At 65.8% G+C, this 13,476-nt stretch carries 12 protein-coding genes; 9 read left to right on the top strand and 3 right to left on the bottom strand.

The window, feature by feature from the left end:
* Positions 1–76: 76 nt before the first annotated feature.
* From IGS58_RS14835 to IGS58_RS14825, 3 genes are read left to right on the top strand one after another with little or no spacing between them, the layout of a single operon-like run.
* Positions 77–1,240 carry an efflux RND transporter periplasmic adaptor subunit gene (locus IGS58_RS14835; RefSeq protein ID WP_230521887.1) on the top strand — a complete coding sequence of 388 codons (1,164 nt, stop codon included), beginning with the start codon at positions 77–79 and terminating at the stop codon, positions 1,238–1,240.
* Positions 1,241–1,266: 26 nt separating this feature from the next.
* A complete protein-coding gene (locus IGS58_RS14830; RefSeq protein ID WP_230521886.1) occupies positions 1,267–4,413 on the top strand; it encodes an efflux RND transporter permease subunit in 3,147 nt (1,048 codons plus the stop codon).
* Positions 4,413–5,798 (top strand): efflux transporter outer membrane subunit, encoded by a 1,386-nt coding sequence (locus tag IGS58_RS14825; RefSeq protein ID WP_230521885.1) that lies wholly within the window; start codon positions 4,413–4,415, stop codon positions 5,796–5,798. The genes IGS58_RS14830 and IGS58_RS14825 overlap by 1 nt, the downstream gene beginning before the upstream one ends.
* A gap of 45 nt (positions 5,799–5,843) precedes the next feature.
* Here IGS58_RS14825 and IGS58_RS14820 read toward each other — a convergent pair whose 3' ends face one another.
* Genes IGS58_RS14820 through IGS58_RS14810 form a run of 3 tightly spaced genes read right to left on the bottom strand, consistent with a single transcriptional unit; the run spans position 5,844 to position 7,284 of the window.
* The gene (locus IGS58_RS14820; RefSeq protein ID WP_230521884.1) at positions 5,844–6,383 is read right to left on the bottom strand and encodes a contractile injection system tape measure protein; all 540 of its coding nucleotides are present in this window, start codon (positions 6,381–6,383) and stop codon (positions 5,844–5,846) included.
* Between the two features lie 16 nt (positions 6,384–6,399).
* The gene (locus IGS58_RS14815; protein WP_230521883.1) at positions 6,400–6,969 is read right to left on the bottom strand and encodes an Hcp family type VI secretion system effector; all 570 of its coding nucleotides are present in this window, start codon (positions 6,967–6,969) and stop codon (positions 6,400–6,402) included.
* 42 nt (positions 6,970–7,011) lie between these two features.
* Positions 7,012–7,284, bottom strand: a complete 273-nt coding sequence (locus IGS58_RS14810) for a DUF6150 family protein (RefSeq protein ID WP_070256573.1) — start codon at positions 7,282–7,284, stop codon at positions 7,012–7,014.
* A 192-nt stretch (positions 7,285–7,476) separates the two neighbouring features.
* Between IGS58_RS14810 and IGS58_RS14805 the strand changes: the two genes are divergently transcribed.
* From IGS58_RS14805 to IGS58_RS14780, 6 genes are all read left to right on the top strand, one after another.
* On the top strand, positions 7,477–9,123 hold the full coding sequence (locus tag IGS58_RS14805; protein WP_230521882.1) for a DUF4394 domain-containing protein: 1,647 nt from the start codon (positions 7,477–7,479) through the stop codon (positions 9,121–9,123).
* A 118-nt stretch (positions 9,124–9,241) separates the two neighbouring features.
* The gene (locus IGS58_RS14800) at positions 9,242–10,522 is read left to right on the top strand and encodes an arsenic transporter (RefSeq protein ID WP_070256487.1); all 1,281 of its coding nucleotides are present in this window, start codon (positions 9,242–9,244) and stop codon (positions 10,520–10,522) included.
* Between the two features lie 59 nt (positions 10,523–10,581).
* Positions 10,582–11,169, top strand: coding sequence for a TetR/AcrR family transcriptional regulator (locus IGS58_RS14795; RefSeq protein WP_230521881.1), 588 nt, complete (start codon positions 10,582–10,584; stop codon positions 11,167–11,169).
* A gap of 76 nt (positions 11,170–11,245) precedes the next feature.
* Positions 11,246–12,346 (top strand): alkene reductase, encoded by a 1,101-nt coding sequence (locus tag IGS58_RS14790; RefSeq protein ID WP_230521880.1) that lies wholly within the window; start codon positions 11,246–11,248, stop codon positions 12,344–12,346.
* 29 nt (positions 12,347–12,375) lie between these two features.
* A complete protein-coding gene (locus tag IGS58_RS14785; protein WP_070256481.1) occupies positions 12,376–12,759 on the top strand; it encodes a nuclear transport factor 2 family protein in 384 nt (127 codons plus the stop codon).
* Positions 12,760–12,817: 58 nt separating this feature from the next.
* Positions 12,818–13,447: an NAD-dependent dehydratase gene (locus IGS58_RS14780; protein ID WP_230521879.1), complete on the top strand. Its 630-nt coding sequence runs from the start codon at positions 12,818–12,820 to the stop codon at positions 13,445–13,447.
* The last annotated feature ends 29 nt before the right edge of the window (positions 13,448–13,476 follow it).

The raw sequence follows: 13,476 nt of genomic DNA, 5'->3' as shown, positions 1-13,476 counted from the left end.
ACATCCATCTTGGCCTTCTATGCTCTTGTTATCTGTCGACCGGACCGCCGGTTGGGATCTGCCATAGAGAAAGACCATGCATCCGAGCCACCTCACCAAGAAAAACATGTTGATCGCCGCGGCACTGCTCAGCCTTGCCGCCTGTTCCAAACCCGCGCCGGAAGAAGGCGCCGCGCCGCCCGCCGCCGTTACTGTGCTCAAGCTGCAAGCGGCGCCTGTCGTCCTCAGCGATGAATTGCCGGGCAGGGTGGCCGCTTTCCGCACGGCCGACATCCGCCCGCAAGTGGGCGGCATCGTGCTGCGCCGCCAGTTCGAGCAGGGCGCCGAAGTGAAAGCGGGGCAGAAGCTGTTCCAGCTGAACCCGGCGCCATTCCAGGCGGACGTCGATTCGGCCGCCGCCGCCCTGCAGCATGCGGTGGCCACGGCGAACCGCGCCAGCAGCCAGGCCGACAGGTTGAAGCCGCTGGTGGAAGCGGACGCCATCAGCCGCCAGGCGTATGACGATGCCGTGGCCCAGCGCGAGCAAGCCGTGGCCACCGTGGCCCAGGCGCGCGCGGCCCTGGCGCGCCGCCGCCTGGACCTGGCCTTTGCCAGCATCGAGGCGCCCATTGCCGGGCACATCGGCTCCGAACTGGTGACGGAAGGCGCGCTCGTGGGCCTGGCCGATGCCACGCCGATGGCGCGCATCCAGCAGATCGACAAGGTGTATGTCGACGTGCGCCAGCCGGCCGCCGCGCTGGCCGCGCTGCAAGCCTCCGGCACCGGCGGCGCGGACAAGCTGCCCGTGACTATCCTCGGCGCGGACGGCCAGCCGCATCCCGTCACGGGCCGCATCCTGTTCTCCGGCATCAGCGTCGATGCGGGCACGGGCGACGCCGTCATCCGCGTGCTGGTCGACAATCCGCAGCGCCAGCTGCTGCCGGGCATGTTCGTGCGCGCCCGCATCGCCCGCGCCGTGCAGGCAGATGGCGTGCTGCTGCCGCAGCAAGCCGTCTTGCACAGCAGCGGCGGCCAGGCGCAGGCCTGGGTGCTCGATGGCACGAACAAAGCAAGTCTTAAACCCATCAGCGTGGGCGACGTGATCGACCACCAGTACGTGGTCAACGGCGGCTTGAAGGCTGGCGAAACCGTCGTCATCGAAGGCCAGGAACGCTTGCAGCCGGGCGCCACCGCCGCACCGCAGCCATGGAAGCGCGCCGCAGCCGTTGCCGCCGCACCTGCCGTCAGCGCCGTGCGCTGACCCGTACATATTGAAAGTGTAACGACATGCCTCAATTTTTCATCAACCGCCCCGTCTTTGCGTGGGTGGTGGCGGTCTTCATCGTCCTGTTCGGACTGATCGCCATACCGCAATTGCCGATTGCGCGCTTCCCTTCGGTGGCGCCGCCCAGCGTCAGCATCAGCGCCAACTATCCTGGCGCCACGCCGCAAACCATGAACGATTCCGTGGTGGGTCTGATCGAACGCGAACTGTCGGGCGTCAAGCACCTGCTGTACTTCGAGTCGTCCACCGATACCTCGGGTTCGGCCTCGATCACCGTCACCTTCCAGCCGGGAACGAACCCGGAAATGGCGCAGGTGGACGTGCAAAACCGCCTGAAAGCCATCGAACCGCGCCTGCCGCAAGCCGTGCGGCAAAATGGCTTGACGGTGGAGTCGGCATCGTCCGGCTTCCTGATGATCGTCAGCCTGATTTCCGAGAATGGCCAGCATGACGAAGTGGCGCTGGGCGACTACCTGGCGCGCAACGTGACGGAAGAACTGCGCCGCATTCCCGGCGTGGGCAAGGTGCAGCTGTTCGGCTCCGAGCGGGCCATGCGCATCTGGGTCGATCCGGCCAAGCTGGTGTCGTACAACATCGCCATGGGCGAGCTGACGGCAGCGGTGGCGCAGCAGAATGCGCAGATCGCCCCGGGCCGCTTGGGCGATTCGCCCGCCGTGCACGGCCAGCGCGTCACGATTCCGCTGACGGTGCAGGGCCAGCTGCAAACGCCGGCCGAATTTGCCGCCATCGTGCTGCGCGCGAATGCGGATGGCTCGAAAGTGACGATCGGCGACGTGGCGAAAGTGTCGCTGGGCGCGCAAAGCTTCAATTTCAGTATCCGCGAAAACGGCCAGGCCGCTTCGGGCGCCGCCATCATGCTGTCGCCGGGCGCCAACGCCGTGCAGACGGCCAGCGCCGTGCGCGCGCGCATGGCCGAACTGGCACACACGATGCCCGCAGGGATCAAGTATTCGGTGCCGTTCGATACGGCGCCGTTCGTGAAGATCTCGATCGAAAAGGTCGTCGTGACCCTGCTGGAAGCGATGGTGCTGGTGTTCCTCGTCATGTATCTGTTCCTGCAAAAGATACGCTACACGCTGATTCCCGCCATCGTCGCGCCGATTGCCCTGATGGGCACCTTCACGGTGATGCTGATGGCCGGCTATTCCGTCAACGTGCTGACCATGTTCGGCATGGTGCTGGCGATCGGCATCATCGTCGACGATGCCATCGTCGTGGTGGAAGCCGTCGAGCGCCTGATGGCGACCGAAGGCTTGTCGCCGAAGGAGGCGACGTCGAAGGCCATGCGCGAAATCACCGGTGCCGTCGTGGGCATCACCCTGGTGCTGACGGCCGTGTTCATCCCGATGGCGCTGGCCAGCGGTTCCGTGGGCGCCATCTACCGCCAGTTCACCCTGGCCATGGCCGTGTCGATCCTGTTCTCGGCCTTTTTGGCGCTGACCCTGACGCCGGCCCTGTGCGCGACCATGTTGAAACCGATCGGTCCGCACGACCATGACAAGAAGGGCTTCTTCCTGTGGTTCGACCGCTGTTTTGACCGCATGACGGCCCGCTATGAAAAGGGCGTGGTGGCGATGCTCAAACGCGCGGGCCGTTCGATGGTCGTGTATGGCGCCATCGTCGCGGCCCTGGGCGTGGCCTTCATGCAGCTGCCTTCGGCCTTTTTGCCGGAAGAAGACCAGGGCTACTTCATCACCTCGATCCAGCTGCCGTCCGACGCCACCATGGAGCGCACGCTCGATGTCGTCAAACTGTACGAGCAGCACGTGGCCACGCGGCCCGGCATCGAAGTGAATCAGTCGATCCTCGGCTTCAGCTTTTCCGGCGCGGGACCGAACGCGGGCCTGGCCTTCACCATGCTGAAGGACTGGAAACAGCGCAACGGCGCCACGGCGCAGGAAGAAGTGGCGCTGGCGCAGGAAGCCATGTCGCAGGCGAAGGAGGGCGTGATCATGAGCCTGATGCCGCCCGCCATCGATGAACTGGGCAACTCGTCCGGCTTTTCCATGCGCCTGCAAGACCGCGCCAACCAGGGTGTCAACGCCCTGCAGGCGGCGCAGAACCAGCTGCTGGGCCTGGCCGCGCAAAGCAGCAAGGTGGCGGGCGTGTATCCGGACGGCTTGCCGCCGGGCGCCAGCGTGCGCCTCGATATCGACCGCACCAAGGCGGAAGCGCTGGGCGTGTCGTTTACGGCCATTGCCGACATGCTGACGGCAGCCATGGGGTCGACCTATGTCAACGATTTTCCGAATGCGGGCCGCATGCAGCAGGTGATCATCCAGGCCGATGCGCCGTCGCGCATGCAGTTGAACGACGTGCTGGCCCTGCGCATCCGCAATAACGCGGGCGGCATGGTGGCCTTGGGCGAACTGGTGCGCCCCGTGTGGAGCGAGTCGCCGCTGCAACTGGTGCGCTACCAGGGTTATCCTGCGGCGCGCATTTCGGGCAGCGCGGCGCCGGGCGTATCGAGCGGCGACGCCATGCTGGAAATGGAGCGCCTGGTGAAACAGCTGCCGCCCGGCTTCGCGCTGGCGTGGACGGGGCAGTCGCTGCAAGAGAAGGAATCGGCGTCGCAAGCACCCATGCTGATGGCGCTGTCGATGCTGGTGGTCTTCCTCGTGCTGGCGGCCCTGTATGAAAGCTGGAGCATTCCCGTGTCCGTGATGCTGGTCGTGCCTTTGGGCTTGCTGGGCGCCGTGCTGGCCGTGATGTTGCGCGGCATGCCGAACGATGTGTTCTTCAAGGTGGGCATGATCACGATCATCGGCCTGTCGGCGAAGAATGCGATCCTGATCGTCGAATATGCGCGCCAGCTGCAGGCGCAGGGCAAGGGACTGGTCGAGGCGACGGTGGAAGCGGCCCGCTTGCGTTTGCGTCCGATCTTGATGACGTCCTTGGCCTTCGCGCTGGGCGTCGTGCCGCTGATGCTGGCCACGGGCGCCAGCGCCGAAACGCAGCATGCGATCGGCACGGGGGTGTTCGGCGGCATGATTACCGCCACCGTGCTGGCCGTGTTTTTCGTGCCCGTGTTTTTTGTCGTGGTGCTGGGCGCCGTCGACAAGATGGGCAGCTATTTCAACAAACGCAGTAATCGCATCGCCGTCAAGGCGGTGGAAGGGGAGTTGTAATGCGTTGGTTTCATCTGTTACCGATCGCCGGGCTGTTGTCGGCGTGTTCATTGACGCCGCCGCTGGTCAAACCGGCGGCGCCGATACCGGCCAGCTATGGCGCGGTCGCCGCGCCAGGCATGGTCGACACTGTGGCCGACCTGGGCTGGCGCCAGATGCTGCTCGATGCGCGCCTGCAGCGCCTGGTCGACATCGCACTGGAAAACAACCGCGACTTGCGCGTGGCGTCCCTTAACGTGGAAGCCGTGCGGGCGCAGTACCAGATCCAGGATGCGGGCCGCTATCCGTCCATCGGCGCGAATGCCGGCGGCGTGCGCCAGCGCGGCGCCGATGCGGTGACCCAAAACCACGCAGTACAAAGCCAATTTTCTGCCGGCATCGCCATGAGCGCGTTCGAGATCGACCTGTTCGGCCGCCTGCGGTCCTTGTCGGACGCGGCGTTTGCGCGCTACCTGGCCACGCAGCAGGGCCAGCGCGCCGCGCACATGGCCCTGATCGGCGCCGTCGCCGACGCGTACCTGGAACAGCGGCTGGCCGAGGAGCAGCTGGCGCTGGCGCGGCAAACCCTGCTTGACTGGCGCCAGGCTTTGACCCTGACGCAGCGCCTGCACGGCGCGCAGCAGGGCAGCGGCCTGGACGTGGCGCAAGCGGAAGGACAGGCGGCCACGGCGGAAGCGGACGTACAGGCCCGCGAGCGGGCCAGCGCCTTGGCCCGCAACAGCCTGGAACTGCTGCTGGGCGCGCCGTTGCCAACGGACTTGCCGGCGGGCCGCCCGCTCGATGGCCAGCCCGTGCTGACGCAGCTGCCGCCCGGCCTGCCGTCGGACTTGCTGGCGCGCCGTCCCGACATCCTGCAAGCGGAATACGCGCTGGTGGCGGCGAATGCGGAAATCGGCGCCGCCCGCGCCGCCTTCTTCCCCCGTCTGTCGCTGACGGCGTCGCTGGGCTTTGCCAGCCCTGAGCTCGGCGACCTGTTCCGTGGCAGCGCGCGCAGCTGGTCGTTCGCGCCGCAAGTGACGCAGCCGCTGTTCCAGGGCGGCCAGCTGCGCGCGGAATTGCAACTGTCGCGCTTGCGCAAGGACGTGGCCGTGCTGCAATACGAGCAGGCCATCCAGGCGGCCTTCCGCGACGTGCGCGACGGGCTGGCCGGCAGCGCCACGTATGCGCAGCAGATCGATGCGCAGCAGCGCGTGGTGGTCGCGGCGCAGCAGCGCCAGCGGCTGTCGCAGCTGCGCTACGACGCGGGCCAGGACAGCCGCCTGGAATTGCTCGACGCGCAGCGCCAGTCGTATGCGGCCCAGCAAACCCTGCTCGACGTGCGGCGTGACCAGTTCAAGTCGTCCGTGGCCCTGTACAAGGCGCTGGGGGGAGGGCTGGCGGAGTAGCCCGCCTTGCGGGGGGGGCGGCCAGCCGGGCGTGGGCTTGCCAGGCTACGCGCCGGGCCAGTCGATCAACAGCGGTTGCGGCATCCACGGGTGCCGGATGGCAGCCAGGTTCCACGGCAAGCGGCTCAGCAGTACATCGAAGGGATTGCGCGCGACAGCCAGCGTGCATTTCCCGTCGCCTTTTTGCAGTCGGCCTTCGCGCTGCAGAAAGACCTGGCGCAATCCCTCGGGCGAGGTTTGTCCCACCGCTGGCCAATGGCGCATCACGGCGGCCAGCACTTGTTCGCACAGGGCCCGTTCTTCTTCGCCGAGGTCGACGGGTGGAGCAGGGAAGTCCGGTTCCAGGCCGCACAGCAGCTTGTTCAGCAGCAATTGCTGCTCCGGTGCATCGCTCCTGCCATCGACCAGGTATTGCAGCAAGTGAACGGCGTGCGCGCCGTGTTCGCCGCGCAGTTGCGGCCTGCCATCGCCGCCAGTGGCGAGCAAGTCCAGCCGCTGGAACATTGCTGGCAGGAACGGGTGGAGCAACACCAGGCCGGCATTCCTGATGTCGGCGATGTCAGGCGAATTTGCAGCGTCGTCCATGCGTTTATCCCGTCTGTTACGCTGTAAACGCCCCGATCGGGCGGTTGCGCGCCAGGCTCCAGCCTGTCGTGTACTGGGTACTGGGCTGGCCATCCGCCTGCTGCACGCTGTGGCTCCAGAGTATTTCCGTAAAGCTCAGCTTGAACTGCTCGGTGGGCGTGTCGTCGGGATGGGTTTGCAACTGGATTTCGCTGATCAGGGCGTCGCGCAGGGCAATGGTGATGATGTTGGCCGTCTTGCCGCTCGAATAACGGGTGATGTACAGCCTGGTCGGCTGGGCCGCACCCCTGCCCAGTGGCTCGGCGCGCAGGCACAGTTCATACAGCTTGATGGAGGTCTGGTCGACATATTTGACGCAGGTAAATTCCGTGATCACGGGCCGTCCGGACGTGCGCGCCGAATTGCTGACGTCCGTCGTCACCTGCTGTTTCATGCCCTGGTGCAGCGAGACCAGCTCGATGCACGGGCCCAGGTCCTGCAGGGCGCCGGCATCGCGCCAGATGGCGTCGATGCCGGCGCTGCCACCGTCCGGCGTCTTGCCGAACACGAGTTCCGGGTTGCCGGGTTCCAGCAAGATCAAATCCATGGCGATGCTTCCTTCAAGTCAGTGTACACGGGCCTTCATGCGCTACAGGTGGATATTACGCGGGCGTCGCCCTTGCCACCCCTCCTCGCCATCGTCGTCGACAAGACAGACTTTTACCTGCGCCGTATTCGGTGACGTGAAGCGCACGATGACGGTGGCGCTCTGGCGGTCATGGGTGATGTACCACAGGGCGTCGCCTTGCGCCTGGCCGATGCTGTCCACGCGGCGCACCAGCAGGTCGGCCTGGCTGCGTTCCACCAGTGCCACGCTCAGCTGCGCTTCCTCCAACTTTGTTGTCTGATACACGATTGCCACGGTCCGCTCCATGTTGTTGATTTTCCTGCCCAAGACTATACACCGAAAAAGTTGCCTAAACACAACCATAAATCGAGCCGAAATTTTTTTTTGTGCCACTGCATCCAAACGCCGGCACGGCGCGTAGTACAGGGGTGCGCTCACCGCAACGGCGGCACGAGCGGCACTTCCACTCTTTCAGGGGCCACGATCATGCCGATATTACCGACCTTGCCATTTGCCAAGCTGCTGCTTGTTTCCGCCGTCGCCATGTCGCTCGCCGCTTGCGGCGGCGATGACCATGATGATGTCGTCGTCACGCCACCGCCGCCCGTGGTGGTGGCCGGCGATGTCTTCGTGCTCACCGCCAGCAACAAGCTGCTGTCGTTCGACCGCGCCACGCCAGCCACCATCCGCACCACGGCCACCGTGACGGGCTTGCAGGCCGGCGAAAACCTGCTGGGCATCGATGTCCGTCCCGCCGATGGCCAGCTGTATGGCGTCGGCAGCACGGGGCGCATCTACACCCTGAATGGCGTGACGGGCGCCGCCACCGTGAAAGCCACCCTGGCGGCCGATGCGGGCGACACCACGGCGCCGTACACGGCGCTGGCCGGCACGGAATTCGGCGTCGATTTCAATCCGGTGGCCGACCGCCTGCGCATCGTCAGCAACACGGGGCAAAGCTTGCGCATCAATGTCGATACGGGCGCGACCACGACGGATGGCAGCATCAACGGCGGCGTGGCCAGCACCGCCATCACGGCCGCCGCCTATACCAACAGCTTCGCCGGCACGGCCAGTACCACTTTATTTGTCATCGACGCTGCCAACGCCACCCTGTACACGCAAAATCCGCCCAACAACGGCACCCTGGCCAGTGCCGTGCCGCTGGGCGTGGCGGCCACCGGCGTGGCCGGTTTCGACATCGATGCCCGCACGAATACGGGCTACGCCGTCATGACGGTGGCCGGCGTGCGTAACCTGTACACCCTGAACCTGGCGGCTGCTGCTGCGCCGGCGGCCCTGGTGGCGGCCATCGGCGTGACGGAAGAATTGCGCGGCATCGCCTTGAAAGCGCCGGCCGCGCCCATCGCCTATGGCTTGACGGACGACGCCCGCATCGTCACCTTCAAGACGGCCACGCCGAACACCCTGGATGCCAATGTGGCCATCACCGGGCTGGCGGCGGGCGAACGCCTGCTGGGCTTTGACATCCGTCCCAAGGATGGCCTGCTGTACGGCATCTCCTCGGCGGGGCGCATCGTCACCATCGATCCGGCCACTGGCGCGGCCACGGTCAAGGCGACGCTGGCCGCCGATGCGGCGGACGCCAGCGCACCCTACACGGCCATCGCCGGCACGGCCTTTGGCGTCGATTTCAACCCCGTCGCCGACCGTCTGCGCGTGATCGGCAGCACGGGGCAAAGCTTGCGCATCAATGTCGACACGGGCGCCACCACCACCGATGGCGCCGTCAACCGGGCAGGGGCGACGCCGGCCGTGACGGCGGCGGCCTACAGCAACAGCTTTGCCGGCACGACGGCCACCATGCTGTTCGATATCGACACAGCCAGCGCCAGTCTCGCCCTGCAAAATCCGCCAAATGACGGTACCCTCGTCAATGTGGGGCTGCTGGGCGTGGCTGCGGCGGGCGACGTGGGCTTCGATATCGCGGGCGGCGCCAACGGCCTGGCGCTGGCGGCCCTGCGCACTGCCGCCACGGGCCCCAGTTCCCTGTACCGCATCGACCTGGCGACAGGCGCGGCAGTGCTGAGCGGCGGCGCGGCCACTCCGGCGGCGTCCGTCATCGGCAACGGCACGGTGGGACTGGTGGATATCGCCATCGCGCTCAAGTAAGAAAATGCGCCGCAGCTTTGCTTTGATTCAATAATTCCAGTATTATGGAAATATTGTTGACATACGCAGGCTGCGGCGCATGGTGCCCGCGACGCCGCATCGAACGGAACTTCGCCGCATGCTCACCGCTTTCCTGATCTTTTTCGCCACCTTAATCCTCGTCATCTGGCAGCCGCGCGGCCTGGGCATCGGCTGGAGCGCCGTCATCGGCGCCTGTGTCGCCTTGCTGGCCGGCGTGATCCACTGGGGCGACATCCCCGTCGTCTGGCATATCGTGTGGAACGCCACCGGCACCTTCATCGCCGTGATCATCATCAGCCTGCTGCTGGACGCGGCCGGCTTCTTCGAATGGGCCGCGCTGCACGTGGCGCGCTGGGGCGGGGGCAGCGGACGAAAACTGTTCGTGCTGCTGGTCTTGCTGGGCGCGCTCGTTTCCGCCGTGTTCGCCAATGACGGCGCCGCGCTGATCCTGACGCCCATCGTCATCGCCATGCTGCGGGCGCTGAAGTTTTCCGCCAAGGCCACGCTGGCCTACGTGATGGCGGCCGGCTTCATCGCCGACACGGCCAGCCTGCCGCTGGTGGTGTCGAACCTGGTGAACATCGTCTCGGCCGATTTCTTCAAGATCGGCTTTGCCGAATATGCGTCCGTGATGGTGCCCGTCAACGTCGTCGCCGTGGCCGCCACCCTGGGGGCCTTGCTGCTCTTTTTTCACCGGGATATTCCCCGCGACTATGCAGTGGCGCAGCTGAAGCGCCCGGACGCCGCCATCCGCGACCTGGGCACCTTCCGCGCCGGCTGGCTGGTGCTGGCGCTGCTGCTGGTGGGATTCTTCTCGCAAGAACACCTGGGAGTGCCCATCAGCCTGATCGCCGCCGTGGGCGCCGCGCTGCTGCTGGGCGTGGCCGGCAAGGGCCACGTGATTTCCACGCGCCACGTGCTGCGCCATGCGCCGTGGCACATCGTCGTCTTTTCGCTGGGCATGTACCTGGTCGTGTACGGCTTGCGCAATGCGGGTTTGACGGCTTACCTGACGGACATGCTGAACCACTTTGCGCAGTACGGCGTGTGGGGCGCGGCCATGGGCACGGGCGTGCTGACGGCCTTGCTGTCGTCCGTGATGAACAATCTGCCGACGGTGCTCGTCGGCGCGCTGGCCATCGACCCGACGACGGCGCAGGGGGCCGTGCGCGAGGCGATGATCTACGCGAACGTCATCGGCAGCGACCTGGGCCCGAAGATCACGCCCATCGGCAGCCTGGCCACCTTGCTGTGGTTGCATGTGCTCGACAGCAAGAACATCCACATTTCCTGGGGATACTATTTCCGCGTCGGCATCGTGCTGACCGTGCCCGTGCTGCTGGTGACCCTGGCCGCGCTGGCGCTGCGCCTGGGGTGATGTCAGAGGGGAAGATAGTTTACTAGACGACCGGTCAGATTTTTTGCTATACTGGCTGCATGAGCAAAAAATCTTCCGCCGACATGCGCCAGCACCTGATCGACATCGCCAAGGCTTTGATGGCCGAGAAGGGCTATACGGCCGTGGGCCTGGCCGAACTGGTGGCGGCGGCCGGCGTGCCGAAGGGTTCCTTCTACTATTACTTCAAGTCGAAGGAAGAGTTTGGCCAAGCCTTGCTCGATGACTATTTCACCACCTATCTACAGACGGTCGACGCCTTGCTGGCGGGGCCTGGCAATGCCCGCGAGCGTTTGCTGGCCTATTTTGACTACTGGCGCGCGACGCAGGCCAGCAGCGCGCCGGAAGGCAAGTGCCTGGTGGTCAAGCTGGGCGCTGAAGTGTGCGACTTGTCCGTGGACATGGGCGCCGTGCTGCAGCACGGTACGGGCGCCATCCTGGACCGCCTGACGCAGTGCGTGGAAGCGGGCCATCTCGACGGTTCCTTGGCGGCGGCGACGACGCCGGCGCGCGTGCTGGCCGAATCCCTTTACCAGTTGTGGCTGGGCGCGTCCCTGATGGTCAAGGTGGCCAGGAGCGGCGGACCGTTCGACGCTGCCATGGCGACCACGCAACGGCTGCTGTCGTAGCCGTTTTTTTGACTATTAAATAGACGACCGGTCAGTTATTTCCGGTTTTTTTCTGACTTAACATGAAAGCAATACGATGACCGAACAGCATGAAAGCGATTTATTTTCCCCGGTCGATCTGGGCGCGCTGGCATTGGCCAACCGCATCGTCATGGCGCCGCTCACGCGCAGCCGCATGGGCGACGATGGCGTGCCGAACGCCTTGCACGCCGAGTATTACGCCCAGCGCGCCAGCGCCGGCCTGATCATCAGCGAAGCGACGAATATTTCGGCCCAGGGCCGCGGCTATGCTCTGACACCGGGGATATGGACGGACGAGCAGGTGGCCGGCTGGAAGCTGGTCACCGATGCCGTGCATGCGGCCGGTGGCAAGATCGTTTGCCAGCTGTGGCATGTGGGACGGTTTTCGCATGCCAGCCTGCAGCCCGATGGCGCCGCGCCCGTCGCGCCATCGGCCATCCGGGCCGAGGGCAGCACCTACACCGCCAGCGGCATGCAGCCCGTGTCCATGCCGCGCGCGCTGGCAACGGGGGAAATCGCCGGGGTCGTCGCGCAGTATGCGCATGCGGCCGCATGCGCGCTGCGCGCCGGTTTCGATGGCGTCGAAGTGCATTCGGCCAACAGCTACCTGCTCGACCAGTTCTTGCGGGACTCGACCAACCGGCGCACGGACGCTTATGGCGGCAGCATCGAAAACCGCGCGCGGCTGACGCTCGAAGTGACGCAGGCCGTGGTGAACGTGTGGGGCGCGGCGCGGGTCGGCATCCGCCTGTCTCCCGTCACGCCCGACGCGGGCAACACGCCGATCGACAGCGAAGTGATGGCCACCTATGGCTACCTGATCGAACAGTTGAACCGGCATGGACTGGCCTACCTGCACTTCGTCGAGGGCGCCACGGCCACCTCGCGCGATGTGCCCGATGGCGTCGACCTCGATGCGCTGCGGGCCCTGTTCAACGGCCCGTACATCGGCAACAACCACTATGACTTGCCGCTGGCGCTGGCGCGCCGCGCGCAAGGCAAGGTCGATGCAGTGGCGTTTGGCCGTCCCTTCATCGCCAACCCGGATCTGGTGGCGCGACTGCGCCATGGCGTGGCGCTGGCCGTGGCGCCGCGCGAGGCGTATTACGGCGGTGGCGCCAACGGCTACACCGACTGGCCCGCCAGCCAGTTCTGATTTCTCTTCACCCACCCAAGGAGCGCAACATGAACAACACCACGTATGTGCAGGATTACCAGGCGATTGTCGCCGTGCTGAATCAATACAATGCGGGCGGCGCGCAGGCCGACAGCAGCATCATGCGTCCGGCTTTCAGCAGCCAGGCCACCATTTTCGGCGTCGATGGCGGTGATAAACTGACGGGCGGGCCCATCGAAGGCCTGTTCGAGATCATCGACAGTGCCTTCCGGCCATCGCCTCAGGCAAAGGCGGCCATCGTGCGCGTCGACATTGTGGGCACGGCGGCCAGCGCGCGCGTCGATACGGACGATATCTCGGGTTTCCGCTTTACCGACTTTTTCAATTTGCTCAAGGTGCAGGGCGAGTGGACCATCGTCAGCAAGATCTATCACACGCACGCGGGCGCCTGATGCACTGGCTGGGCGCCCGATGCTGTATCGTGTGGCGTCCAGCATGCGGGGAGAAACAATGAAACTGATACTGATAGGCGCCACGGGCCTGGTGGGCCGCGAAGTGCTGCGCCTGGCGCTGAGTGACGCGCGCGTCACGGCCATCGTCGCGCCCGTGCGCAAAGCCTTGCCGGCGCATCCCAAGCTGGACGCGCCCCTTGTCGATTTCGACTGCTTGCCGGCGGATGCGCCCTGGTGGCAGGCCGATGCCGTCATCTGCACACTTGGCACAACCATGAAGGTGGCGGGCACGCGGCAGGCCTTCCGGCGGGTCGACCATGGCTATCCGCTGGCCGCGGCGCGGCTGGCGCTGGCGGCCGGCACGCCCACGTATGCGCTCAATTCCGCCGCCGGCGCCGACGCGGCCTCGCGTTTCTTCTATAACCGCGTCAAGGGCGAGCTGGAACGCGACCTGGAAGCGCTGGGTTTCAGATCGCTCACGCACGTGCGGCCGGGCCTGATCGGCGGCGAACGCGAGGAGGCGCGGGCGGGCGAGGGCGCCGCCTTGCGCATCCTGCGCGTGCTGGCTCCGGTGCTGCCGCGCCGCTGGCGCATCAATCCCGCGCCGCGCATCGCCAGCGCCTTGCTGGAAGCGGCGCTGGCCGCCGCCCCGGGCAGGCATGTCGTCAGTTCGGAGCGGCTGGTCTGAACGCGCGCCCCTTATAATTGGTGTTCATG

It is taken from the genome of Janthinobacterium sp. EB271-G4-7A, from assembly GCF_020858075.1.
Classification (GTDB): domain Bacteria; phylum Pseudomonadota; class Gammaproteobacteria; order Burkholderiales; family Burkholderiaceae_D; genus Janthinobacterium; species Janthinobacterium lividum.
This window is presented reverse-complemented; position numbering and strand designations above follow the sequence as displayed.